Annotated in this window: 25 protein-coding genes and 1 pseudogene; 9 read left to right on the top strand and 17 right to left on the bottom strand. The window is 59.7% G+C overall.

What is annotated here, in order from left to right; genetic code table 11:
- Window positions 1-156 precede the first annotated feature (156 nt).
- Both LQ232_RS12090 and LQ232_RS12085 read left to right on the top strand, forming a co-directional pair.
- Window positions 157-978: a universal stress protein gene (locus LQ232_RS12090; RefSeq protein WP_230180563.1), complete on the top strand. Its 822-nt coding sequence runs from the start codon at window positions 157-159 to the stop codon at window positions 976-978.
- Between the two features lie 214 nt (window positions 979-1,192).
- Entirely contained in the window at window positions 1,193-2,383 is a 1,191-nt protein-coding gene (locus LQ232_RS12085) for a phenylacetate--CoA ligase family protein (protein WP_230180562.1), read from the top strand.
- Between the two features lie 56 nt (window positions 2,384-2,439).
- Here LQ232_RS12085 and LQ232_RS12080 read toward each other — a convergent pair whose 3' ends face one another.
- Window positions 2,440-2,958: an FxDxF family PEP-CTERM protein gene (locus LQ232_RS12080; protein WP_230180561.1), complete on the bottom strand. Its 519-nt coding sequence runs from the start codon at window positions 2,956-2,958 to the stop codon at window positions 2,440-2,442.
- Between the two features lie 270 nt (window positions 2,959-3,228).
- Here LQ232_RS12080 and LQ232_RS12075 point away from each other — a divergent pair, with 270 nt between their 5' ends.
- The 3 genes from LQ232_RS12075 to LQ232_RS12065 all read left to right on the top strand — a co-directional run bounded on the left by LQ232_RS12075 (window position 3,229) and on the right by LQ232_RS12065 (window position 6,638).
- Window positions 3,229-3,657 (top strand): Hsp20/alpha crystallin family protein, encoded by a 429-nt coding sequence (locus LQ232_RS12075; RefSeq protein WP_230180560.1) that lies wholly within the window; start codon window positions 3,229-3,231, stop codon window positions 3,655-3,657.
- Window positions 3,658-3,816: 159 nt separating this feature from the next.
- Complete coding sequence (locus tag LQ232_RS12070) at window positions 3,817-6,027, top strand: PAS domain S-box protein (protein WP_230180559.1); 2,211 nt, start codon at window positions 3,817-3,819, stop codon at window positions 6,025-6,027.
- Between the two features lie 20 nt (window positions 6,028-6,047).
- Entirely contained in the window at window positions 6,048-6,638 is a 591-nt protein-coding gene (locus LQ232_RS12065; protein ID WP_230180558.1) for a response regulator transcription factor, read from the top strand.
- 67 nt (window positions 6,639-6,705) lie between these two features.
- Here the strand turns inward: LQ232_RS12065 and LQ232_RS12060 are convergent, their stop codons facing one another.
- Window positions 6,706-7,005 carry a hypothetical protein gene (locus LQ232_RS12060; RefSeq protein WP_230180557.1) on the bottom strand — a complete coding sequence of 100 codons (300 nt, stop codon included), beginning with the start codon at window positions 7,003-7,005 and terminating at the stop codon, window positions 6,706-6,708.
- Window positions 7,006-7,201: 196 nt separating this feature from the next.
- Between LQ232_RS12060 and LQ232_RS12055 the strand changes: the two genes are divergently transcribed.
- Window positions 7,202-7,984: a Crp/Fnr family transcriptional regulator gene (locus tag LQ232_RS12055; protein ID WP_230180556.1), complete on the top strand. Its 783-nt coding sequence runs from the start codon at window positions 7,202-7,204 to the stop codon at window positions 7,982-7,984.
- Between the two features lie 55 nt (window positions 7,985-8,039).
- On the opposite strand, the gene LQ232_RS12050 is transcribed toward LQ232_RS12055, so the two are convergent.
- Window positions 8,040-8,357 carry a YqjD family protein gene (locus tag LQ232_RS12050; RefSeq protein WP_230180555.1) on the bottom strand — a complete coding sequence of 106 codons (318 nt, stop codon included), beginning with the start codon at window positions 8,355-8,357 and terminating at the stop codon, window positions 8,040-8,042.
- 237 nt (window positions 8,358-8,594) lie between these two features.
- Between LQ232_RS12050 and LQ232_RS12045 the strand changes: the two genes are divergently transcribed.
- Window positions 8,595-9,050, top strand: coding sequence for an MbcA/ParS/Xre antitoxin family protein (locus LQ232_RS12045; RefSeq protein ID WP_230180554.1), 456 nt, complete (start codon window positions 8,595-8,597; stop codon window positions 9,048-9,050).
- Between the two features lie 31 nt (window positions 9,051-9,081).
- A complete protein-coding gene (locus tag LQ232_RS12040; protein WP_230180553.1) occupies window positions 9,082-9,711 on the top strand; it encodes a hypothetical protein in 630 nt (209 codons plus the stop codon).
- A gap of 42 nt (window positions 9,712-9,753) precedes the next feature.
- Here LQ232_RS12040 and LQ232_RS12035 read toward each other — a convergent pair whose 3' ends face one another.
- The 12 genes from LQ232_RS12035 to LQ232_RS23535 form a co-directional block, all read right to left on the bottom strand.
- Window positions 9,754-11,334, bottom strand: a complete 1,581-nt coding sequence (locus LQ232_RS12035; protein ID WP_230180722.1) for a bifunctional aminoglycoside phosphotransferase/ATP-binding protein — start codon at window positions 11,332-11,334, stop codon at window positions 9,754-9,756.
- Window positions 11,335-11,352: 18 nt separating this feature from the next.
- A complete protein-coding gene (locus LQ232_RS12030) occupies window positions 11,353-12,540 on the bottom strand; it encodes a thiolase family protein (RefSeq protein WP_230180552.1) in 1,188 nt (395 codons plus the stop codon).
- Window positions 12,537-12,815 (bottom strand): hypothetical protein, encoded by a 279-nt coding sequence (locus tag LQ232_RS12025; protein ID WP_230180551.1) that lies wholly within the window; start codon window positions 12,813-12,815, stop codon window positions 12,537-12,539. The genes LQ232_RS12030 and LQ232_RS12025 overlap by 4 nt, the downstream gene beginning before the upstream one ends.
- 144 nt (window positions 12,816-12,959) lie before the next feature.
- Complete coding sequence (locus tag LQ232_RS12020) at window positions 12,960-13,256, bottom strand: hypothetical protein (RefSeq protein ID WP_230180550.1); 297 nt, start codon at window positions 13,254-13,256, stop codon at window positions 12,960-12,962.
- A 126-nt stretch (window positions 13,257-13,382) separates the two neighbouring features.
- Window positions 13,383-14,726 carry a CHAD domain-containing protein gene (locus LQ232_RS12015; protein ID WP_230180549.1) on the bottom strand — a complete coding sequence of 448 codons (1,344 nt, stop codon included), beginning with the start codon at window positions 14,724-14,726 and terminating at the stop codon, window positions 13,383-13,385.
- 158 nt (window positions 14,727-14,884) lie between these two features.
- On the bottom strand, window positions 14,885-16,609 hold the full coding sequence (locus LQ232_RS12010) for an adenosylcobalamin-dependent ribonucleoside-diphosphate reductase (protein WP_230180548.1): 1,725 nt from the start codon (window positions 16,607-16,609) through the stop codon (window positions 14,885-14,887).
- 36 nt (window positions 16,610-16,645) lie between these two features.
- A complete protein-coding gene (gene phbB, locus LQ232_RS12005; protein ID WP_230180547.1) occupies window positions 16,646-17,392 on the bottom strand; it encodes an acetoacetyl-CoA reductase in 747 nt (248 codons plus the stop codon).
- A gap of 26 nt (window positions 17,393-17,418) precedes the next feature.
- Complete coding sequence (locus LQ232_RS12000; protein ID WP_230180546.1) at window positions 17,419-17,784, bottom strand: TraR/DksA family transcriptional regulator; 366 nt, start codon at window positions 17,782-17,784, stop codon at window positions 17,419-17,421.
- A gap of 140 nt (window positions 17,785-17,924) precedes the next feature.
- Window positions 17,925-19,133 (bottom strand): efflux RND transporter periplasmic adaptor subunit, encoded by a 1,209-nt coding sequence (locus tag LQ232_RS11995; protein ID WP_230180545.1) that lies wholly within the window; start codon window positions 19,131-19,133, stop codon window positions 17,925-17,927.
- A 3-nt stretch (window positions 19,134-19,136) separates the two neighbouring features.
- A complete protein-coding gene (locus LQ232_RS11990) occupies window positions 19,137-21,506 on the bottom strand; it encodes an ABC transporter permease (RefSeq protein ID WP_230180544.1) in 2,370 nt (789 codons plus the stop codon).
- A 34-nt stretch (window positions 21,507-21,540) separates the two neighbouring features.
- Complete coding sequence (locus LQ232_RS11985; protein WP_230180543.1) at window positions 21,541-22,275, bottom strand: ABC transporter ATP-binding protein; 735 nt, start codon at window positions 22,273-22,275, stop codon at window positions 21,541-21,543.
- Window positions 22,276-22,293: 18 nt separating this feature from the next.
- Complete coding sequence (locus LQ232_RS23535) at window positions 22,294-22,425, bottom strand: hypothetical protein (protein WP_256450038.1); 132 nt, start codon at window positions 22,423-22,425, stop codon at window positions 22,294-22,296.
- A 159-nt stretch (window positions 22,426-22,584) separates the two neighbouring features.
- Between LQ232_RS23535 and LQ232_RS11980 the strand changes: the two are divergent.
- Window positions 22,585-22,722 (top strand): annotated as a pseudogene (locus LQ232_RS11980) (carboxymuconolactone decarboxylase family protein); the annotation flags it as partial.
- Window positions 22,723-22,771: 49 nt separating this feature from the next.
- Here the strand turns inward: LQ232_RS11980 and LQ232_RS11975 are convergent.
- Together LQ232_RS11975 and LQ232_RS11970 are read right to left on the bottom strand one after the other, a co-directional pair.
- Complete coding sequence (locus LQ232_RS11975) at window positions 22,772-24,457, bottom strand: hypothetical protein (RefSeq protein WP_230180542.1); 1,686 nt, start codon at window positions 24,455-24,457, stop codon at window positions 22,772-22,774.
- Between the two features lie 122 nt (window positions 24,458-24,579).
- Complete coding sequence (locus LQ232_RS11970; protein WP_230180721.1) at window positions 24,580-24,942, bottom strand: group II truncated hemoglobin; 363 nt, start codon at window positions 24,940-24,942, stop codon at window positions 24,580-24,582.
- Window positions 24,943-24,962: the final 20 nt, after the last annotated feature.

Below are 24,962 nucleotides of genomic sequence, written 5' to 3'. Positions count from 1 at the left end.
CCAGTTGGCCAGCGCCAAGATAAAGGCGCCGCCGCCGGATGCGCTTGAGCCAGGTCAACCAGCGAGGCAAAACTTCAGTTCTTGATTCAACGCAAGCTCTGATATTGCGGATCCCCCTAATGTCAATGGCTGCCTGCAATCTTCCTGGAGATGACCATGCTTACACCTCGCAACCTGCTGCTGCACATCGACAATTCGGAACACAGCCTGGAAAGGTTGAAGTTTGCCCAAGACATCGCCAAAAGTTGTTCCGCCCGGATCACGGCACTGTATGCGGTCACCCCTTGGCTCATGCTATATCCGGGCCCTCTGGAGGGCATGAGCCCTGCATGCGCGGTGTTGTCGGATGAGGATGCCGAAAAGCGCAAGCGCGCAAAGGCGTCCTTCCAGGCGGCCGCCGCAAGCATGAGCAACGTCGACTGGGTGGAGGGTGAATTGAACTCTCCCTATGAATTTGGCGACAACGCTCTTTATGCCGACCTCATGGTGCTCGGCCAGAGGATCCCATCAGACCGGGACGTGCCCGATGACTTCATACCATCGGTCATCATGGGCAGCGGCAAGCCCGCGATCATCGTGCCGACAGGCGTTGCCCACATGCAAGTGCCATTGAAATCCGTGCTCATTGCCTGGAACGCCAGTCGCGAATCAGCCAGGGCATTGTGCGCTGCCTTGCCCCTGCTCACTGAAGGCTCGGAAGTCCATGTGGCCATTTTTGGTGAGCCAACGGACTCCGGCCCCAACGACAGCATCAAGCTGGAGAATTACCTCCGACGTCATGACCTGACACCCAAGTTTCACCTGTCCCATGCCACCAAGGACCCAGGGACATCGCTGCTTTCCTTGTCAGCGGAATTGGGTGTAGACCTGTTGGTCATGGGGTGCTATGGCCACAGTCGCGTGCGCGAGTGGGTGCTTGGTGGCGCGACAAAAACGGTACTTGAAGAGATGTCGTTGCCAGTGCTGATGGCCCACTGAGGGCGGCATCGGCATGCACGCGTTCGATCCCTGGAAGAGCGGAATTGCCACATGGGAGGCCATGTCGGCAACGGCATCCAGCCATGCGAGGCTGAAACGTCTCCAATCTGAACGGCTGGCATCACTTCTGGCGTCGGCACAGGAGTCGCCTCTTTATCGGCATATTCTGGGCGGGCGGGTCGCGAGCTCCATTCGGCTTGAGGATCTGCCAATCATGAACAAGGCCTACCTGATGGCCAACTTCAATGACTGGGTTTGCGATCCTCGGCTGGAGATCGCGGCTGTGCGCCAATTCGTCACAGACCCCAGTCTCATCGGATCGACTTTTCGGGGGAAGTTCCTGGTTTGGGAGAGCTCGGGCAGCCAAGGCATCCCCGGCGTTTTCGTCCAGGATGATGCCGCGATGGCCATCTACGACGCGTTGGAGGCGACGCGCCGCCGTGTCCCGAACCCTGCATTGCGCATGCTGGATCCATGGGGTGTGTTCGATAGGATCGCGTTCATCGGGGCCACGAATGGCCATTTCGCCAGCACTGTGTCAATAGAGCGGCTGCGGCGTTTAAACCCATTTTTATCGAGCGCGCTGAGAAGCATTTCCTTCCTCCAGCCTCCTCCCGCACTTGCCCAGGAGTTGGCGAGGTTCAATCCTCGGGTCATCGCCACTTATCCAAGCGTGGCTGTCATGCTGGCCGAGAAGAAAGCACAAGGGAAACTGGACATCAGCCCACAAGAGATATGGACAGGTGGAGAAACGTTGACCGGTGCCATGCGTACCGTGATATCCCAGGCCTTCCATGCCGAGGTCATCAACAGCTATGGTGCGTCTGAGTTCATGTCCTTGGCCTTCGAATGCGCGCACCAAAGGCTTCATCTCAACAGTGACTGGGCCATCCTGGAACCGGTCGATGAGATGAATCGACCTGTGCCGATCGGCCAAGCTGGCTGCACCACCTTGTTGACCAACCTGGCCAACCACATTCAACCGATCATCCGCTACGATTTGGGCGACCGTGTCTCCATCGCATCCATGCCATGTGAATGTGGTTCCGTGCTGCCCGTGATTGAAGTTCAAGGGCGCAGTGGAGACGTGCTGTTCCTGGGGGATCGTTCTGGCCGAACTCCCGTCTCTGCACTGGCCCTGAGCACGGTGGTCGAGACCATCGAAGAACTGGTCGATTTCCAGTTGATCCAAACCAGCTCCAATGAGTTGGAACTGAACACTGAACTTGGCGGACCTCTGGTCAACGAGGCCTTGAGACGTGCGAAATCTGTGCTGGAAAGCTATCTCAAAAGTCAGAATCTGGGCCGCATCCGGGTTTGCTGCCATGCGGAACGTCCCAGCGCTCGCGGGCGGAACGGAAAAGTGAATCGCATCATTGCATGGCCTCGAAACTCGCACCGCTGACCTCCAGGTGCGCGAGCCACGGGAAGACGAACTTCCCGTGAACACTCACTTACAAATCAGCACCTTTTTCTCAGCGATACAGCAACCACCGCCAAGCCCGCCGCCAGCAGCCCGTAAGTGCCTGGCTCGGGAACAGGTGCAGCCGAGATCTCGAAGGAATAAGATCCCTTGATCGGCCCAGTCCCAATGGCGATTCCATCGATGGTCATGGAGAAGTGGGGCGTGCTGACCCCCAAGTCATCGAAACTGAAGACGTCTGCCGGGCCTTGCCCTGTCGGCGCAGGCGTGCCGGACCAAATCAGGTTATCAAGATCATCAAAGATCTTCACGCCAGACTCGGCAAAGTTGATGTTGATGATGTCCTTGAACTTCAACTCGGTGAAGGCCAGCGCGACCGTGGCCTGACCAGATGGAAAGTCCGTCGGGTCAAGGTAGAAGTCATAAATCTCATGGAAGGCGCTGCTGGTGAACGTCGTCTGATGTTTGTCGATCTGATAGGCATACAGCGTATCTGCGGACGCGGTAAATGACGAGGCCACCAGGCCGGCGGCCAAAAGCATTGCATTGATTTTCATGAATCACTCCTGTTTAAGCAGTTAGGTTTGAGGCGCCGACGGCGCATCGAAATCAATGCTGCCGGGTCATGTGACGCAGTCTTTGATTTGACGCAAACCGTGAAGCTTTTCAAACCGCAGCGACTTCTCGGCTTGCGCCCGATGTCTTGCTTCAACGGTTTGCTTGATATCGCGCAAATGGTGCTTGCAAGACATTCATAGACTGCCCTTGGTGTGATTCACCGCATCGCATGAAACACCAATTTTTTCCACTGCAACCAGGAGAATCCAATGACTGCATTCGCCCTCTCCAATCGAACCGACGATTTCATTCCTGAGGTGTTCCGTCGGCTTTTTCAGGCACCGGTACTTGCTACGCCGTTTGCCGAAAACGAGATTCGCATCGATGTTCGTGAGAACGACAAGCAGTACCTCGTCTCGGCAGAAATGCCCGGCATCAAGAAGGAGGACATTCGCGTCAGCATCACTGGCAACCTCGTTTCCATTTCAGCCGAGGTCAACAAGAACCAGGAAGAGAAAGAGGGAAATGGCAACAAGGTTCTGGTCAAGGAAACTTTCCACGGCAGCATATCGAGGAGCTTTTCGCTGGCACATGAGGTGGACCGAAAGGGCGTCGAAGCCAAGCTCAAGGACGGCGTTTTACTGTTGACGCTGCCCAAGCGCGACTCTGATGCCGGCCACCTGATTCCCATTCAGTGAACCGGCATGGCCCAGCAAAACAGGGAGGACATAAAACACATGGTCATGGTGTCGGTGCCGCGGAGGAGTGTTCTTGACTCAGATCAAGGCCGTCGGCACGAAGGCCGCTATGGTCGCGATCATCGAGCATGCACGTTGGCTTTGACACGGTAGGTGATCATGGGCGATCCGGACTATGAGACCCTCATCCAGGCGGTGGTTGACGCCATGATGGTGATCGACCACAGTGGTGGAATTTGCAGCGTCAATGCTGCTGCGGGCCGTCTCTTCCGGTGCGAAGAGGGTGAACTCCTCGGACTGCGGGTGGAGGACTTGATTCCCCCGCGGCTGCGCCTCAGCCACCTCGGCCTTCGCACAAAATACCAAGCCGTGCCCAGGCCGCGCCTGATGGGGACCGGGCTCGAAACCCCGGGCTACCGTCGCGACGGAAGTGAGTTTGCCGCAGAAGTCAGCCTGTCCCCCATCCCGGACAAGCGCACGCTCGTGTGCATCTTGGACATCACCGAGCGGCGGCGAACAGGGGAGGCATTGCGCAAGTTTTCGCGGGTGGTGGAACAAACCGCCAGTGCCATCGTGATCACCGACCGACAAGGCATCATCGAGTATGTGAACCCCAGTTTTGAGAAATGCACTGGTTACAGCGCAGAAGAGGTGACAGGGCACCGCCCCGGTTTTCTCAAATCCGGCCACACCTCGAACGATGAGTACCAATTGCTTTGGCAGACCATCAACAACGGTGGAGTCTGGCATGGAGAGTTCCACAACCGGCGCAAAGATGGCTCCCTCTTCTGGGAAAGTGCCATCATCTCGCCAATCCGCGATGAGGAGGGAGCGATCACCCATTTTGTCGCCATCAAAGATGACATCACCGTTTCAAAAATGGGAGCGGAGGCTCTTCGCGAGCGCGAGACGCAGCTTCGCATTTTCATCGATCACTCGCCGGTTGCGCTGGCCATGTTTGACTCCGAGATGAACTACCTGGCCGTGAGCAAGCGGTGGCTGATGGACCATGGGCTGGAGGGGCGAGACGTCGTTGGTCTCAATCACTACAAAGTCTTCCCTGAAACAAGCCATCGCTGGAGAGCCATGCATCAACGATGCCTATCGGGCCGGGTAGAGCGCATGGAAGAAGATCGTTTGGACCGCGGCAATGGCGTGACTCAATGGTTGCGCTGGGAAGCCCGGCCATGGATGAAAGCCAGCGGAACCATCGGTGGCATTGTCATCTTCACCGAGGACGTTTCTGACCGTGTTCGAGACCGCGATGCCATTGCCCAAAGTGAAGAGCGGTTCCGAGCCGCCTTCGAGCAGGCGGCCGTGGGCATGGCACACGTTGCTCTCGACGGGCATTGGCTGCGTGTGAACCAGAAGCTCTGCGAGGTTGTTGGTTACAGCCAGGAAGCGCTCATGGAAACGACATTCCAGTCCATCACCCATCCGCAGGATCGGGCGTCTGATCTTGTGCAAGTACGCGCTCTTCTGGACAAGAAGATTGACCACTACACCTCGGAAAAACGCTATATCCGCCAAGACGGCATGCCTGTGTGGATTCGGCTCACCGTTTCATTGGCGCAAGAGAGGGGTGGCCGGCCGGGTTACTTCATTGCTGTTGTGGAGAACATCAATGACCGCAAGCAGGCGGAAAACGCCTTGCGCCGTTTGCGCGGTGAGTTCGAGCAGGTCATGGCCGTGCAGGTCGCCACACAAACAGCGGCCGCGATTGCGCATGACCTCAATCAACCATTGAATGCAATCGCATCCTATACCGCTGCCGCGCTGCGCATGCTCAATACTGAAAAACCCAACTCGGCGCTCATGCGGCATGCGCTGGAATGCGCGGAGGTACAGGCGCAACGTGCCGGCGATGTGATGCGGGAATTGATGCAGTTCCTTTACAAAGGTGCACCGCAGATTGAGCCTTTTGACATCAATTCAGCCGTGGAAGAGGCCATTGCCAATGTGCAGGCAAGGAGCGAACCCGGAATCAGCTTCAACACCTCGCTTGAACCAGGCTTGAAGTTCGCTTTGGCATCGCGCATGCAAATCGAGAGGGTTCTCGTCAACCTTCTGTCCAACTCCGTGGAGGCCATGCAAAGCGCTGGCATTGATCCCAAATCCATCACCGTTGATGTTTCAACCACATCGCTGCAAAGCATGGCGGTGATCACAGTCCATGACAGCGGCCCTGGCCTTGATACCAAGACGGCACGAAAGGCATTCGACCCGTTCTTCACAACCAAGAGTCATGGCCTTGGGATGGGCTTGGCCGTGAGTCGAGCCTTGGTCCAGGCCAATGGAGGCCAGCTCTGGCACGACAGTTCCGAGGAGGACGGTGCCACCTTTCGGTTCACTCTGCCCCTTGTCGGATGAAATCGCCAACTGTTTTCATCGTGGACGACGACGATGCAGTCAGGGATGGCCTGGGCTTGTTACTGGAAACGGCAGGTCACCACGTCCAAAGCTTTGCCAGCGCGGAAGCCTATCTTGCCGAGTTCGATCCATCGCTCCCGGGCTGTTTGTTACTTGATCTCAACCTGCCGGGCCTGCAAGGCACCCAGCTGCAGGCCGAATTGCTACGTCGCGGCGCTCGCATCCCGGTCATTTTCCTTTCCGCCCATGGCGATATCCCAACCACCGTTCGTGCCATCCAGGCCGGGGCCCTGGACTTCCTGACCAAACCGATCGAGGGTGGCCAACTTCTGGAACAGGTGGCTCGAGCCATGGAGGTGGACAAAGAGCACCGAACCAAGCGGTTGGTGTTTGAGCGTCTGAGCGAAAGGGAACGTGATGTGCTGGAGCTGGCCGTCAACGGCCTGCCCAACAAGGAAATCGCACGCATTCTGGGTATCAGCCACCGGACGGTCGAGGTGCACAGATCGCGCATTTTGCTCAAGACGAACACCGCCACGGTGCTGGAGTTGGCCGCTCTGGCCAAAGACTGCGATGTTATCCACCCCACCGAGCCGAGGCCCAAGTTGTAGCAACTTGGGTGTCCTACGCGGTACCACTTACGTGGGTGAACGACTGCCCATGATTTCACGGAACATGTCAAATCGCATCTAACAAAAAAAAGGGATGCGCCATGTCCAATCCACCGGCTGCAAGCAGCAGCCCTCGCCCTCGCCTCGATGCGCCGCAGTGCGGCCTGGCGCTGTTCAAAAATAGTAATACAGCGGCCGACTCGCCACAGGGCGAGATATGCCAGCTCACCCGGATCAGAAGCCAGCGGGCCGCGATCCTGCAAGCGCCATCAAACACTTTGATCAACGATGTGTTCATGCGAACGGCTGGTGCCGCCTTACTCAGGGTCAAGCCTGCGTTGACCATGCCTGTGTCGAGGATGGCCACGTGGCTTGCCTCAGATGAGCAAGTGCTGCTAACTCAACTCAACTCAAGAGCCTTGAATGCCATGGCGTGGTCTCCTGTTCCGAGGAGGCCATCCGTTGGCTTGACCCCATCAAGCTCGAAACACTCTGGGGGGTTTGACTGAACCGGTGCAGTCCCCGTTGACTTTTTCCATCAGCCATCAATTCAAGGACTCCTCATGTCAATCCCATTCGCCAGCTCACTCACCCAATCTCATAACACCGCGCCGCCTTTGATACCGTTCGGCCACGGCCTTGATGGAGCAAGTTCGCTTCGCTCGCCGCTCATTCCATCTGAGGAACGATTGACCTCACTGCGTTGCAAAGACCTTGAGCTCATTGCCAGGTACATTCCTTGCCGCCGTCGAATTATTCACCCTGACGAGCTTGTCTATCTGGCTGGCCAACCATTTTCAGACCTCAATATCGTTCACTCAGGCTTGATCAAGCTCGTCAACCTTTCGGCTGATGGCCGACAGCAAGTGGTTGACCTGCGCTTCAAAGGCGATTGGCTCGGCTTCGATGGCATCGCCCAACAAAGACACAGTTGCGAAGCGGTGGCCCTGGATGTCACCGACATATGGTCTTTTTCGTACGCATCGCTGCTGGCAAGCAGCCAGACACATCCTGGCGTGCTGGCAGCATTGCACAAGGCGCTTAGTCAGGACATGACCTGCATGCAGGATCGCCTGATGTCGTGCTGCACCTTGCCCGCCCAAGCCCGAGTCGCTCAATTCCTGCTTCACTGGTCCAACAGCCTGGGGCAACGCGGATTGTGTTCCGATCGCTTCAAACTGCGCCTTTCTCGGGAAGAGATCGGCAGCTACCTGGGCATCACCCTGGAAAGCGTCAGCCGCGCAATCTCATACCTGGTTCGGCAAGGCGTGATCAGCTTTGATGGCAAGGGCCGACGCGATCTCTACATCCTGGACGCAGATGCCTTGGCTTCATTGACCGCTTAAACAAGACATCGTTCGCCACCAGGCGGTTTTCACCGCCTTCCGCCGTTCAGGCTCGTCAGCGACGCGCCAGCATGAAGCCCGCTGCCATGCCAATCAAACCGAGGATGCCCGCCACCGCGTAAGGATGATCATGGACTTGCTCGTCGGTTGCACGCGCGGCCTGCTTGAGATTGTTACCCAGATCATCTTCAAACTCCTTCAACTGGCGGCGCATGACGCTCAACTGCTCCTGCATCTTTTCACGTGCCGCGTCCAACTTGGCATCTCCGGTATTCGCGGCCGTTTTCACCATGTCTTCGGCCTCGTCAACCATGCGACGCAGGCCCTTCGACATTTGGTTCATCACATGAGTCGCATCGATATGAGAGTTCATCATTTCGCATCCTCGGATTGGGGGTCCGGTCAATGTGCCGGCCTGAAGAAGATGCTAGACATTGACGTGCCCGCAAGCTTGATGGTGATCAACCTGCGCGCCGCAAGTGCCTTTTTGAGAACACGCCCGCACATGAATGCACACCCGTTTTCCTTACTCGATCTGAGTTGATATTGCGCAAATCCCACGATCTGCCAATCCATACATTCTTACTTGGCAAAGAACGGAGACCCAAACATGGTCAGCAAGAACGTCAATCCACGGGCTTCAACCCTTCGCGCAGAGATCAACGCCACCCCATCCAGCGATGGATTTCTGGCACTGTTGCGCGCATTCTTCGGCAGTGGTGGCATTGCAAGAGCCATTGAATTGGAGGACATGCTTCAAGAAAGGCAACGAGGCGACTACATCAGTCTGGCTCGCCTTATAGCCAATGGGAGGCTGTTCTTTTTTGAATGGAGGGACACGCTGTGGGTACCCATGTGCCAGTTCGATCCGCGCACTTTCCAAATCAAGCCTGCATTCGAAAAGGTTTGGTTCGAACTGGCACCAACGCTGGGCGGCTGGCAGGCCGCCAATTGGCTCGCCATGCCAAACCCTGCCTTGGACAACAGGCGTCCGATCGACGTCTTGGACTTGGATTTTCAAGCGGTTTTATCGGCGGCCAAGCTTGAGCGTGGATTGATGCACTAGCCATTCTGATAGACAGGGAGGGGGGCTTTCAATGGATCATTCGGGCGTCGCTGTTTCTGAAAGTCGGCTGCCTGCTCAAGGCAATGTTTTATCAATCAGCTGTTCCAAGGAAAACATCCTTGTCATGGCCTACGCCGATGAACAGACCAGCCTGCAAGCGGCCAGGATGCTTTGTGATCGACAAGGGTGGGCAATGGCCAAGATCCACGCAGCGGCGCGCCCCCGCCGTTTGGGTGCAAGTTTGTGGGACCTGATGGCCTCCAAAGCCAGCAAGTTCAAGCCCCCCGCTTACTCAGGCCCCGTAGCTGATGGGCATGACGCCATCGTGCTGGTCGCACCTGCATCGACCTACCGCGTGGGCGGCCCGATGTGTAGTCTTCTTTCTGGCCTTCAAGACTTCAAAGCCGACATCATTTTGCTCACTGTCCAGAGCGAGGTCATCTGCCACCAAGGCGCCGAAAGAGTGTTCCATTGGACCGGCCGGTACCCGGTGCTGGGAATGTGGCTTCGTCCCATCGAGCTTGATTTCATCGGAGCGGAGGCGCGGATTCGAGCATTCGGCAGTGCGATCAAGGCCATGCGCCCGCCGGACCGCAAGTTGCCCTCCAAAGTCGGGGATCAGTCTCCATCCAAACCCCATGGCGAAGGTTTTGCATCCTAATGGACATGCGTTAGGACATCCTGGGCGCGCTGGCTTTTCTCATCATTTGCCGCGGCCACCAAAACCTGGCCGAGAAAGAATCCCCTGGCAGAGTGCTGCGATGCCCGCTGAACTGATCTGCCGTTCGGTGCAGGCTGTCAAAGCGCACCCAAGCTCGTCTGGGCGCAAGTGTTCGGCAGATGCAATCTGGTGCCAGATCACAGACTCCGTCGCTTCCGATGCATCCATTGCCGCTGCGCCACGTTCACGTGTTCTTCGGCAAAGGCTTTCCAGATCGGCCTCGCAATGCACGATGGTGAAGCCGCTGTGCGTCCGCTGGGCAAGCTCTCTGAAACAATCGCGATCCGCCTGTCGAAGGAAGGTGGCGTCGGCGATGAAAGACCAGCCCCCTTGCAGCGCCCATTCTGCGCAATCGGCCAGTCGCTTCAAGGTTCGCTCGTTGGCATGCGCTGAATAGATGTCCAGTTGGATTGCTTTTGAATCAGCGAACTCTGTAAGACCGAAGAGGCGTTTGCGCTCCACATCTGAACGAGCGCGCACCGCAGGCAAGCTGACGGCGATGTCTGCCGAGAGCTTGGATTTACCCGACCCGGACAGACCATGCATGAGCACGAGACAAGGCTGACCACGGGACCCCATGCCCATGGATGCCGCGATGAATGACCGGTAGGCATCGCCCGACGGCAGGTCAGCGTTCTGCCCCCGCATTCTGACCACCAAGAGGCGAACGAGCGCCCGATGAATTTCGTACAGGTGAAGGAGCCTGACGCCCTCATAGTCCCCCGTGTGCTGCAGATAGGCATCCAGAAGGGCGAACGCCAACTCCTGGCAGCCGTGAACCTTCAGGTCCATGGTCAGGAACGCCAAGTCGCTCATGACGTCCACTCTGCGCAATCCATCGTCGAATTCCAGGCCATCGAACAACAGCCATCCTTCGTCTGTGCGGGCGACGTTACCCAAGTGGAGATCACCGTGGCAGTCCCTGACCATGCCGCCCAGTGCTCTTGCCTCGACCCAAGGCAAACTGCGCTTCAACTCATCGTCCACCCAGGCCCTGATGCCCTCCAAACACCGTGCATCGGCGCCGTCCAGTGGAGACCGCTGCAGCTGATCCAGAACGCTTGACAAGACGGCTCCCACGCCCTTGGCGCACGATGCCGGGCTCAACATGTCAGCGATGGGAGCCGCCTCATGGACATCAGCGATGGTCCTCGCCAGGGATGCCATGTCATCTCTTTCTACCCGCGACGCGGCTAGGAGATCCTTCAACAACGAACCCTTCGGAAGCCGCTTCATGAGCACGGCGCAATCGACCACCTCCCCGGGACCATCCCATCCGGGAAGCACATCGTCGCCATGGACTTCGATCACCCCGAGGTAGAAATGCGGAGCCCACCTTCGGTTCAGCGTCACCTCCTTCTGACAGTCCTCCCGGCGGGCCGCCAGCGTGCTGAAATCCACAAATGGAAGTTTGACGTTTTTTCTGAGCTTGTAGGCGAAGTCATCGTCGACCAGCACCCACGAGATGTGCGTTTCATGCAGCTCCACCGCATGCCCGGCCTTGCGTTCCAGCAGGCGCTGCAAACCCTGCACATGTTCAGGAGTTTGCCCAGCACGGTCCATGGTTTTCACGGGCGACGATCAGGCCATGGCCTCCAGCGCCAGCGCTATGCCTTGTCCTCCACCAATGCACAGGGCCACCACGCCGCGCCGAAGCTTTTCACGCTGCATGGCGTGCAGCAGCCTGGTCACCAATACGGCGCCAGTAGCGCCAATGGGATGCCCGTGCGCGATGGCACCACCCTCCACATTGACGATCTCGGCCCGAAGCTCAAGCTCCTTGATGCAGGCCAACGTGACGGCAGCAAAGGCCTCGTTGATCTCATAGCGATCCACATCCTCCGGCCGCCAGCCAGCACGTGCCAAGGCCAGCCGGATGGCGGCCACCGGCCCCAAAGCGAACAAACCTGGCTCCAGCGCTGTCACGCCATGCCCGGCCAGACGTGCCATGGGCCTGAGCCCAGCCTGCTCGGCCCACCCTTGCTCCGCAACGATCATGGCGGCGGCACCAGAGTTCAGACCAGGTGCGTTGCCTGCCGTGATGGTGCCGCCCTCCTTGAAGGCCGGTTTGAGCCTCGAAAGCATTTCCAAGGTCAGGTCGGCCCGGTTGTGCTCGTCTTTCTGGAACACCACCTCGGCTTTCTTGCCCGGGATGCGCACAGGCACGATCTCGGCGTCGAACTTCCCGAGCGACTGCGCGGTAGAGAAGCGTTGCTGTGAACGCAAGGCCCACTGGTCCTGCTCTTCCCTGGTGATGTGGTGCAACGACGCGACCTCTTCGGTATGCCATCCTGAATGCCTGCCACTGAAGGCGTCGTGCAGGCCATCGTGGAGCATGCTGTCCAGCAACAGTGCATCACCCATGCGCGCGCCCCACCTCCCTTGCGGCAGCAGGTAGGGCGCCCGGTCCATGTTCTCCATGCCACCAGCGACAAAGGCCTTGCCGACCCCAGCCCAGATCTCCATGGCCGAGCTGAGGATGGCCTGTGCACCTGACCCGCAAACGCGGTTGACGGTCATCGCCGGGACGTTTGCCGACAGGCCTGCGGAAATGCCCGCCTGGCGTGCCGGATTCATCTTGCCGCCCGCCTGAATCACCTGGCCCATGATCAGTCCGTCAATTTGCCGCCCTACCGGATCCAGCTTGTCCACGCAGCGTCTGACCACGAGCGCGCCGAGATCAGGCGCTGGCATGTCCTTGAGCGTGCAGCCAAAGGTCCCGATGGCGGTTCGAACTGCCTGACAGATAACCACATTGATTGAACTCATGATTTCTCCATGTACAACTGCGCAGGCTTGCGGACAACCTCTGGACAGGCGTGGCAAGCCCGCACATCGTTTTGAAAAAACCAGCGGCAGGTCTGGCGGATGCCGCAGCGAGGCAAGCCATTTGAGGGCAAGGTATGGGGCAGTGCCGCGTCAGCCACGACCTTGTCGACCAGGCTGCATCGGCCTTGGCCCCACTGGACGCAGTCTGCAGCACTGCACGGCCCCGCCACCCTCAAACGGTTCTCCAACTCGATGTGCTTTTCTTGGAAAGACATCACCAGGTCCCGCGTCAGAGGAATGCTGGGAGAGATGTAGGCGATCTGCCCACCAGCCTGTACCACGCCAATGATCGCGGCGCCGGGCTCAGGTGGAGCGTTCGGACAAGTCAGTTGCTTTGCAAGCGCCACGGTGCCTCCGAGTCAATGGCCAAGCTTCACGCCTTTGGCCAGCTCGGCCACCTCGGCAGCCGTGGCCGCGAAGATCAGCCGTCCGCCATTGATCGGTCCATGCCCTCCTCCGAACGCACCCCACACCTTGCCCTTCGCCAGCACTTGCGCTGGAGCCGATGTTGCACCGCCCGGAGCCGCACCAACCTGAGACGTGGAACCCAACAAAGCATGACTGACAGCCGCCGCGATGGCGTTAGACACCATGGCCTTCTGCTCGTCGTTCAGATCAACCCCCGACACGACATACTCGAATTTGCTTGTGGACATGTGAGAACCTTTGCTTGATGAGAAATCTGGTCACCCCGGCTGGGGCTTTGCACAATCGGCAACGCGATTTGCTGCCGTGTTTTCATTGTTTTAAATCCGCAGCCGCGTGCCTTGATGTGAATCAACTCAAGACCAGAACCGGGGGACCTTGTCGATCTCGTGGAGAGCCGTCTGACACGCCTTCGTTGCTTGATCCCGGCCGGCGGAAAGCCAGCCGACGGCGAACCAGGCATGCGCATCTGTCTTCGCAAGCCTGCGCCACGCGGTCAACCCCATGATGCGGTCGTTGTATGCGCCCAGAGCATCTTGTGCGGGGCGCAGGGCTTCGAGGTAGCGATCGACCTTGCCTCGTTTGAAAAGCGGCCTGGCGAACTCGCTCAGATAGCGCAACCGCTTCAATCGCTTTCGAGCCCGATGCTGCCGAGCTTCGGGCAGCGATGCAAAGCGCTTCCCGTCGGACAAGACCTTGCGGTGCAGTGTTTCAAGGCGCCGCTTCAGCAACTTGCGCAAAGGCTGGGCCTGCACGGATGGCGTGGTTGATGGGCAGACGCTGAAGAACAGCAAGTCAATCAGCACGGTTTGGAAATCCGGGGCGCGAACGGCATCGCGCAACACCGATGCGGTTGGCTGCAAGGCAGGTCTGGTCAAGCACTCGGGCGCGCCTGCCTCCTGCATCTTCCTTTGAAGCTCGCCAAGCAGATCCTGATCCCGCTGAGCACCAAGCTTGCGAAAGACCCTTGCCAGAGAAACCTGCCAAGCGGGATTCACGCCGTCGCACGAAGAACCGACTTCCGTCAGCAAAGTCCGCAGCCGCCTGATCCCAACTCGCAATTGGTGAATCTGCTCCCCCTCACACTGCTGATTGGCGAACTCGCGTGTGTTGCGCAGGATGTGCTCCAGGCCATTCCTGACCATGGCTTGAAACTGCTGAGGGGTATCACCAGCCACATCCAACCTGACGGGGTCGGCCAATGAAGCGATGGGCGACCTTGATGAGCCGATGAGGTTCAGTCCTCTCATCGCCGGGTCGGCCATGCCTAGGCACATGCCGTGGTCATGCACGAGGCGCCGGGCCAGCGCAAACATGTGCTCAAGTCCATCGCTCGAATCCAGCTTCATGACGACTTCACACCACGGCCATGCAGTGCCCTGAGCACGGATGATGCCCATGTCCACCAGGATCCGAAAGCGACCCTGCCCGGCCTCCATGTCTTGCATGCGGCGGTCGCACGTCACCACAAACTGTTCGATCAAGGTGGGCGCTGGCTCACCTGCACGCCAGTGGAGGGCCCTTTTCAATGCGTGAGTGGCGAGCTTTGACCGGTGCCTTTCAAGGTCTGCGGCGGGGACATCCTTCCCGTTGTGCTCCTGAAGGAGCACAAGATCGATGGGCGCTTTGCTCGTCCAGCCATCAGACAAGCTCAGGGTCTGGCGCCAGGCGCCATCTTCGAAAACCAACGCCAGCAGCAAACCCTTGGCGGCCAGTTGCCTGGCCGCCGTGTCGAAGTAGCACGCCCGGTGCGAAGTCTTGGGCACGAGGTCCAATGCCAGTGCCTGAAGCAGGCTGTTTTTATGGACGGCAGCAGCCGCGAGTTTGAGCTCCATCTCAAACATTTCCCTGCATTGATTCAGCATGACAGTTTTTGATGGCAATTTGGCAAGGCTCTCAACGTCGGGGGCAGAGTGGAATTCGTTCTGTAGGCAGTCAAACTTTTCAGCCCGGATTTCCAGGCTTGCATATGGATCTTTTCAAACTCCGACAAGGGTAGATCCTCGGGAACATTGACCGTCTTGGAAATTCCCCCATCCACGAAGGGCGCGATGGCACCGACCATGGCCACGTGGTCAGCTGGCGCCACTTCGTGGGCCGTCACGAAAGCGGGTGGTAACGCCGCTTCAATCCCTTTGACCCGCCGGTAAAGGCGCCAGGCATGATCCTCCACCGTCAAGAGGTGCGTACTTCCATCGTCACCTCGCACGTTGCGCTGCATCTGCCAGGCAAACACAGGCTCAATGCCACTGCTCACGTTGTCGCACATGGCAAGGCTGATCGACCCAGCCGGTGCCACAGCCAGCAAATGGGAATGACGCAGGCCGTGATGACGCACGGCATCCTGAATGTCGTTTGGCAATCGGGACGAGAAGTGAGGGGCCCTCAGAAATTCGTCGGCTTGAAACAGCGGGAAGGCACCACGCTCGGCGGCCAGATTCGAAGATGCTGTATAGGCGGTGTCTCTCATTGTTCTCATCCACCGAGCAACCTCTTGGCGCGCCTGCGCGGTGTCGTAACGCAGTCCCAGCATCACCAGCGCATCACCCAGCCCTGTGATGCCAAGACCGATGCGCCTCTTGAGCCGTGCCTCCGCCATTTGAGCGTTCAAGGGCCAGTCGGTCAGGTCCAGGACGTTGTCCAGCAAGCGAACCGCCACTTTGACCAGTTCCGCCATGCCAGACTGGTTGAAACGGGCATCGGGCTGGAACGGATCAAGCACCAACCGGGTCAGGTCAAGGGAGGCGAGGCAGCAAGCCCCATAGGGCGGCAAAGGCTGTTCGGCGCAGGGGTTGGTGGCACTGATCTGCTCACAAAAAGAAAGATTGTTGTCTTCATTGATGCGATCAATGAACAGCAAACCAGGTTCCCCATGGTCATAGGACGACTCCATGATGGCCTGCCACAACACACGAGCGCGCACAATGCGATCGGCCCACAGGCCACTTTCACTTGGAAAGTCCTGCCTGCCTCCCCTGGGTTCTGATGCGTGCAACAACTCGATGCAAGCATCCGCCTCAACAGCCCGCATGAAGGCATCGGAGACCGCCACCGAGAGATTGAATGTCGGCAATTCCGCCGCGTCCTTGGCATGGACGAACGACAGGATGTCGGGGTGATCGCAACGCAGCACGCCCATTTGTGCCCCCGGTCGAACCCGGCCACGGCTCAATGTGCCACAGGCGTCGTCCAGCTCGCGCATGGCCTTCAACAAAGAAGCGGATGGCGCCAGCCCGGAGAAGTCGTACCCGACTCCGCCGCCCATGCGCAAGGTGGTCAAGGCATCGGCCATCGTGGCTCCCAAGCCCGACGGCTCCTTGATCGGCAGAACGAAGCAGTTGATGAGCATGGCATGAGGAACTGCCCCCGCACCCGCCAGGATTCGCCCTGCCGGCACCAGCCCGCGGCGCAATGCCCAGAGAAACCTGTCATGCCAGCGCGTGCGCTGATCAGGCGCCTCCAGCGCACTCAGTGCGCTGGCCACCCGGCCTAGAACATGATCCACGCAGAACTCTCCGGCCTGCGTATACCGGCGAAGCAGAACATCTCTGCACACCGCCTGTTCGGAAAGATGACATGGCATTGCAAAGCTCCTTGGTTTGCGTGACATGCCCACAGGTCAGTACATGTGTTGCCCGCCGTTGATCGCCAGATTTGCACCAGTCACGAACGCCGCGCCATCGGACGCCAGATAGGAGACCAGCTGAGCGACTTCGGCCGGCTGCCCCAGGCGCCCCACTGGAATCTCGGGCAGGATGCGCTCGTTCATCACTTGTTCAGGAACTTTCGCAACCATGTTTGTGCGCAAGTAGCCCGGCGACACGGTGTTCACCGTGATGTTCTTTTTGGCGAACTCCAACGCAAGTGTCTTTGTGAAGCCATGGATTCCCGCCTTCGACGCCGCATAGTTCGCCTGACCAAAGGCGCCTCGCTGACCATTCACCGACGAGATGTTGATCACCCGACCCCAACCCAGCGTGATCATGTCTTCGATCACCTGCTTGGTCATGTTGAACACCGAATCGAGGTTGGTGCGCAAGACGGTGTCCCAAACCTCAGGGCCCATCTTTCTGAACGACGCATCGCTCGTGATGCCAGCGTTGTTGACCAACACGGACACTGGTCCATGATCCGCACGGATCTTCGCCACCGCGTCCTGGCAAGACTGGAAATGCTTCACATCCACTTCCACCGACCCAAAGCCATAACCATCTGCCACCTGGCGTTCAAGCCATGCCGTCACACGATCGTTGGCGGGTGAATGCAGTGCTACCACTTTGAAACCATCGTCCGCCAGACGACGACAGATGGCCTCTCCCAAGCCACCCATGCCGCCCGTGACAGCGGCTATCTTTGCACTCGACATGTCGGCTCCTTCCAGCCCGTCTGAAGCTACTTTGATTGCTCGCGTGCAGCCTGGCATGCTGCGCATCGAGAAGCAGCCGGTTGCACCAGCAAACGTTGAAGCCCGATATCCGCCCCGCAGTCCAGGCAACCGCCATACGTGCCGGTATCCAGGCGATGCAAGGCGGCTTTGACCAAGCCGATCTCCTCCATGTCGCGCCGCTCTTGCGCCTCGTCGATTTCGCCAGTCTGGGCGCGCACGGCTTCATCTTGACGATCCCGCACCTCGCTTGGCTCAACGGAGACGGCCGTGTCATGAACCTGCGCTGCATTGATATCCGACTCCAATTCATGCAGGCGGTAGGTCAAGAGACTGCGCAAGGTTGTCAAATGATTTTGGGTGGGCAGATCCATCTTCAAGTTCCGTTCGGCACAAGCCATTGGTCACTGATAAGGCGCCATTTTTTGCCGGGCAGAGGCCATCGGACTTGATCAATGTCAGCTCAAAGTCACTTGCGGGCTGGCCATGGCGAAGCCCCGCCCGCGCCGCGCCTTTAAACCCGACGCGCCACCACACGCCCACCATCTCGCACCGTTGCCGGTGGGTAGACGATCACGGTGGCGCCTGCAGGCAAACCGCCTTTGACCAATGCCTCGCGGCCATTGCCGTCGCCAATCTTGACCCGCGTCAGCCGCGCCCGGCCGCCATCCTTGACGAAGACCGCCATGTCACCCTGATCGCCGGGCATGGGAAACACCGCGGCCAGAGGCACCTTGATCGCCCTGTCCAAGGCCACCGTCACCAGCCTCACGCTCACCCTGAAGCCGTCGCCCAGGCCCTGCCACCGAGCATCCGGTCCGCTCAGATCAATCAGCACGCGCACGCGCTGCTCCTCCACGCCCAGCGCCGACACCTTGGTGAAGGCCGATGGCTCCACCAGCCTCACTCGGCCCTGCAGCACACCTTCACCGCCCCAACGGTCAATGTGGACAAGGCCACCAGGCCGCAGGCGGATGGCATCGGTGGTGAGGCATTCGGCAACGATCTCCAGTGATCGGGTATCGCCCACTTCCAGCAGCGGTGTGCCAAGCGACACCATGGCTTCACTCGACTGGATCACCTTGAGAACCCGGCCCTCAATCGGTGCCCGCACGATGAAGGGCCTGCTGCCACCGGCCGCTTCCGCCTCCCGCACCCTCATGAGCGCCGCGCGCGCCTGTTCCGCTTCGTGCTGCGCAACCTGCAGATCCAATTCCGCCGTTCTGCGGTCCTCCTGCGCCGCCTGGGCGGCCAGTCGGTCGGTGTTCAACTTGGCTGGCGGTATGAAGCCTTGCATGCCAAGTTGCTCGCTGCGGAGCACTTCGTCATCCGCCTTCCTGGTCGACACGATCGCCAGCGCGATGCGAGCCTTCGCGCGCTGAACCTGGGCTTGTGCGGCATCCAGCCTTGCCCTGTGTTCGGCCCGGGTGCGGTCGTCCAGCATGGCGGGCAGTCCGGGGCTGAGTATCGCCAAGGTGTCGCCGATGTGGACATGGTCGCCTTCCTTCAGCGGGATGCGGGCAAGCCGACCTGCCACGGGGGCCGAGACCGTGTAGCGGTCGCGCAGCCTTGTCCGGGCGTCCTCTTCTATGCTGGCTTCGAAAGGCCCGACCTTCACCGTGTCGACCTCCACTTCGACCGGCCTGGGCGCAAATGCCCAAACCAATGCACCGCCCACCAGCGCCACCACCAAGGCGCCATATGCCCAGGTCTTCGTTTTCATGACTCAATCCCTCGTCTTCAAGGCGGACACCATGTCCAGCCTGTCGATTCGCCGCCGCACGACCCATGCGCTCACCGCGCCGGCCACCAGCACGCACAGACACGACCAGGCGTAGGTCGCCGGCGAAATCACCACCGGAAACTGGAACTGGTCCGACCTCAGCAGCCGTGTCACCAGTTGGGTGAGTCCCCACCCGAGGCCCATGCCCAGAGGCAACGCCAGGGCCGTGACAATGGCCAGCTCGCCGAGCAGCAAGGCCGCCACTTCGCCCCGCGTGAAGCCGAGGACCCTCAGGCTGGCCATCTCCCAGGCCCGTTCGGACAAGGCGATGCGCGCGTTGTTGTAGACCACGCCCACGGCGATCACACTCGCGAAGACGGTGAGAACGCTGCTCATGATGCGCACGTTCCGGGCACTGATCTCTTCCATGTTGCGCAGCATCGTGCCCTTGCTCCAGGCTCCGGCCACGCGGGGCAGCGCCTTGCTCGCCTCCAGCACCTCGGCCTCCCGGCCGGGTTCGATCGACAGGACATACCCCGTGCCGATGTTGCCTTCCCCCAGCAGCCGGTTGAGGGCATCGCGGTCCATGTAGGCGTTCAAGCCCATCATCTCGCGCACCGTCGCGCCGACAGGCAGCACCACTGTGCCGGCGCGGCCCTCGATCACCTCCACCTGGACCGGGTCCCCGACCCTCAGCCCGAGTTTTTCCGCCAGCCTGTCCGTCAGCACCAGCCCCCGGCCCTCCAGAAGAGTCTGGCGCAGGTCCATGTCGATGACGCGGTAGAGTTCCGGCCTGGCCGCGTAGCCGCGGATCATTCCGCGTTCACGACGATGTCCATTGACGAAGTTGACCGACACGAAACGGGTGGATTCCACCGACCTGACACCAGGCAACCTTGCCAGCTCAAGCCGCACCGAGTCGTCCAGCGGATCGGCAGACCAGACCGTCACGTCCCCTCGCAGGCTCAAGGTGAACTGAGCATCCACCACGTGAGCGATCGCGTCACGCAGGAAGTTTCCCATCACGATGATGGCCACGGCCACCGCCACGCCACCCACGGAAAGTGCCGTCCGCCACGGGCGGCGTTCCATGTTGCGAACGATCATCTTCACCGATGGCGGCATCCCGCGCAGGCCGATCGTCTCCATCAAGGTGCGACGGTAGTGACCCGGCGCAGGTGGCCGCATGGCTTCGGCCGGCGCCAGCCTGACGATGGACAGGACGGCGTTCATCGCCCCCGCGACGGCGGTCACCACGGCCACCACCACGCTGATCATGACCAGCGACGGCGCCAGTCGGTGCTCGAAACGGGCGAAATGAAAGAGCTCTGAGTAAAGGTGGGTGAAGGCCTCGCCCAGCCGGTCTCCCACGCCCAGGCCAAGAACGAGCCCCGCCACAACGATGAGCAGCACCAGCTTGAGATAGTGCAAGGCGATCGCCGCATCGCCATAGCCAAGCGCCTTCAACGCGGCAATCTGCTCACGTTGCGTGGCCACCAGGCGCGAGACCACCACATTGAACAGAAAGGCGGCCACGCCCAGGAAGATGATTGGCAGCACCGTGCCCAGGACACGCTGTTCCTTGATCTCGTTGTCCAGCATGGCGTGCGAGGTCTGATTGACCCGCCCGATGACCTCCCGGGCACCGTAGGGCGCCAGTACCCGCCTCGCCGCCTCGGTGGCCACCGGCAACGACGCCCCTGGTGCCAGCTTGAGCGCCACGCGCGTGAATGCCCCATCCATGCCGTAGGCGCCCGAAAGGATGTCCTGGTCCATCCAGAAGATGCCATAGCCGCGCACATCCGGCATCCCCCACAGGCCTGCGAAGATGAACTCGGGCGACACGGCATGGCCCACCACCACCAATCTTCTTCGCCGGCCATTGAGCGTGGCAAAGAACTCGTCGCCAGGCTCAAGGCGGCGTGCCTGGGCGAAGCCTTGGGACACAAGCACCTCGATGTCGCCATGCGCCTGCGCTCCATGATGGGCTAATGCCCTGCCATGGGTCACCGTGATGCGGTTCATGCGCTGGGGATTGCGCAGGTCTATGCCGATCATCTGACCGATGACCGGATCACTCACCAGTGGCAATTCCACCCGCACGATTTCCTCCAGCGTGGTCTGAACGTCGGCAACCCCTTGCACCTCGCGAAGCGATTCCTCGACCGCGCGGGGCGCACGCTTCACACTGGCGAAAACATCGGCGAACCGCCCCTCCGCGTAAAAGCGATCCCGTGCCAGCGCCAGCGAATCGACCGCCGACAGGCTGGTCACGAAACCCGCGATGCCGCTGGCCACCACCAGGGCGATCGTGATGCCCTGCGCCCACATGCGGCGCAAATCGCGCAGCAGCTTGCGGTCCAGCGCCTTCACGGTGATCCCCCAGTGAAGCGAAAGCGAGAATGGCTCACCATGTCAACTCCGATGGTGAGACCTTGTGCGCGTTGGTCTCGATTCGCTGGACGCGCCCGTCTCCCAGGTAGACCACGCGATCGGCCATCTTGGCAATGGCCGCGTTGTGGGTGATGACGATGGACGTGGTGCCGAATGCACGGTTGACGTGCTCCAGGACCTCCAGAACAAGCTTGCCTGTCTGATAGTCCAGCGCCCCCGTGGGCTCGTCGCACAAGAGAACATCCGGCCGTTTGACGATGGCCCGTGCGATCGCGACCCGCTGCTGCTCACCTCCGGACAACTGAGAGGGAAAGTGGTCACGCCTGGGGGCCAGGCCCACACGATCGACCGCCTCATCAACAGGCATGGGGTCTTCCACGATGTCCGTCACCAGCGCAACGTTCTCCCGCACCGTCAGGCTCGGGATCAGGTTGTAGAACTGGAAGACAAAGCCAATGTGGCGCCTGCGGTAAGCCGTCAGCTCATCCTCGCTCGCCCGACTCAGGTCATGGCCACCAAACCAGACTTCGCCCCGCGTTGGCACGTCGAGTCCACCAAGTATGTTGAGGAGCGTCGACTTTCCGCTGCCTGAAGGACCAAGCAGCACAATGAATTCACCCCGGAATATGGTGAGGTCCACATCGGTCAATGCTTTGACCTGCGCAGCCCCTTCACCGTAGGTTCTGCTCAGGCCTTTGATGGCGAAGATTTTGTCGCCTGTCGGCTGGTCTGCACAGATCTGATTCATGAAGGAGCCCTGTCCTGGTCATTCAGGCTGGCTGCATGGATCGCGCCACGGGCCGGACGAGGTGAAGCACCCGACAGAGACCATCAATTGCGCATAGGCGGCCAGGGTCAAGCCCAGACGCAGCAACACCACCATGACGCCACTGTGCATGACTCGCCATCCCGACGGCTTGCGCCAAGTCAAACCGGCGTGAGGACGGTCTGGGCAGTCCCTCAGCCTGGGCTCACCGAGAAAGTCTGATGCAAAGTCGTTCCTCCAATGCACTTACCAAGCGCCTTGGCACCAACGGCAATCCCACGAGGTGCCCCGACGCTGGTTAAACTGGGGGCGACCCGAGAAGAGATCGACGAGACGCTGGGCGTTACCACCTACATGGGCGGGGGGCCCTCTTTGATGTATGCAGCCAGCGCCATCGCCGCCTTCGAGGAACTCCCCCCCTTGGCCTGAACAGCCGACCCAGCGCTTTTCCGCAGATCACCGCGCACAGCGGGGCGCTCTACTTGGCCAACATCCTCGACGGCTTCTCCTCCCGTGGTGTTGACAGGCCCTGGTTGGCACAAGCAAGGGCGGAGTTGGCCGATTCCTGCAGCAACTCGCCTGCCTCGGCATTCATATGCCGGCCTTTGACCAAAGCCTGGACGTGTTTGATGAAGATCTTCAAACCCGTCCGAGCCAAATTGGGTGAGTGCCACCAACTCAGAGCAGCCCTGCTAGCCAACAACTCACCGCTCAGAGCACGGGCCGATCGATGGTCCAGCATGCCCGCATTTTTGAACCCATCGACTTGGTCGACGATGGCCTCAATGCGCTTCAGAACAGTGAACACAGGTTGGCTGCCGGAATGGGTGGCCGGACCACCCCAGGCCCAAGCTGCCGGACCTATCCCCAAGCAGCGATCAGGGTCCGAGGCCAGCGCGACTGAACCAGAGTAATAGTCATGCGTGAACCCGGCAGAATTGCTGTAGATGGAATTGGGGATGGGGGCGGCATTGGTCTCGTCTTCCCAAACATAAGGCGGTTTCCCGCGGCAGTTCACATACTGGCCTGGCTCAGCATGGTTGTTGACGGATGGCATGGATGTGACTTGCAATGCTTGAAAGTAAGACAGGATGGAATGCCCCCATTCGTGCTTGTAGACATTGCGATGCCCGTTGACACCGGCATACTCGACGCTCATGGTCACATAGGTCTGCCCCAGGCCTCGATCAGGCGTGAGCCCGGCAGCTGCACCAATCCAAAGCGATTCTCCTGTGGCCTGATCCCGGACCCGCGGCTCCCAAATGACAATGACCGAGTCGAAAGAAGGATCCAGATCCATCGTCACATCACCTTGCGCCGGCCACCATCCATCAAGAACGCGCGATAAAGACCTCAGGGGCTGCGATGCCCGACGGACAGTGACAGAAGGCAGCATGTTGCCGCTGCTCAGTGCGGGAATATCCTTTTCAACAAATAGCTTGGCCTGGGCTTCAGTCTCGTCGAGTTCTGCCGGCGATGTCTGACCTGTCACATGCCGATTGATGCCTTTGGCATCCGTGAAGCTGAAGTCCGTCTGGGGGTATATGAGCACCAGGATTTTCCAGCGAGGATGAGGCGTGTCGGCCAATCTCGGAACCAGCGAAAGATCGTCATACCACGCCGTGCCGGTGGCCAGCCCACCCCAAAAACCCAATCTCGGAGCAATCAACAAAGGGCTTGTGTCCGAGATGAACGTCATCCCCACCTGATGCCATGGCGTTGTGCCCAGTGTTGGTGGTGGTTGGTCCCAACGCCCGAGCGATGAAATGGTCGCGCCGGGGCTGCTTGGATCCACGCGCTTGACTTGGTGCGAGCGGATCCAACCACTCAAGAATACCGGCGTATTGACCGGTGCAATCACAGACTGAAGCCAGTTGGCATCGTCAGGGTTGCCCGCATCGATGCGCACGCTGCGCCGACCTTGGTGCGCCGTGGTGCTATCCCAGGTGCCCACGCCTGTGCCCGACCAGGATTCGAAATACCAGTGGTCTGGGTTACCGCCAACTGCGGCCGGACCGTGCTCAAAGCCAGGATTTGGGATCAGGTTGGCTGGGGCTTTGCAGACCGGCGTTGCCGCGGCATTGGCGAGAAAACCCATGGCACCCAGTGCGGACCAGATCAGAAGGCAGACCCGATGCACAAAAGATGTTGAATTCACTGTCATGGCGGCCTCCTGGTGTTGCGGTTAGTCAGCGCATGCTAGGCCGACCACCAGGCGCTGATTTGATATCCATCAAATGCCTGAACTTCCACGATCCTCACGGAATGCGATCTACCAGATCTTCTTCACAGCGAACCGCGGTTTACCATCCAATCGGCCGTCTGGAAAAAGGATTTCTCCAGACGCTCGGCCAAGACCGGGTCGACCTCGACCTCTTTCATGGCCTGGAACATGCACGCCAGCCACTGGTCGCGCTCCAGGATGCCGATGGAAAAAGGCAGGTGCCGGGCACGCAGGCGCGGGTGGCCGAACTGCTCGACGTACAGATCGGGGCCGCCCAGCCAACCGCTCAGAAACCAGTACAGCTTGTCGCGGGCACCGGCCAGGGTACTGCCGTGGGCCTGGCGCAGCTCTTTGTAGGCTGGTTCCAGGTCCATCAGGTCATAGAAGCGGTCAACGAGGGCGCGCACCTTGGCATCGCCGCCCATCACTTCGTAGGGGGTCGGGG

This window comes from Aquabacterium sp. CECT 9606 (genome assembly GCF_918741295.1).
GTDB lineage: Bacteria > Pseudomonadota > Gammaproteobacteria > Burkholderiales > Burkholderiaceae_C > Aquabacterium.
Note: the sequence above shows the minus strand (reverse complement) of the source record. Positions and strands in the feature narration are given on the sequence as shown.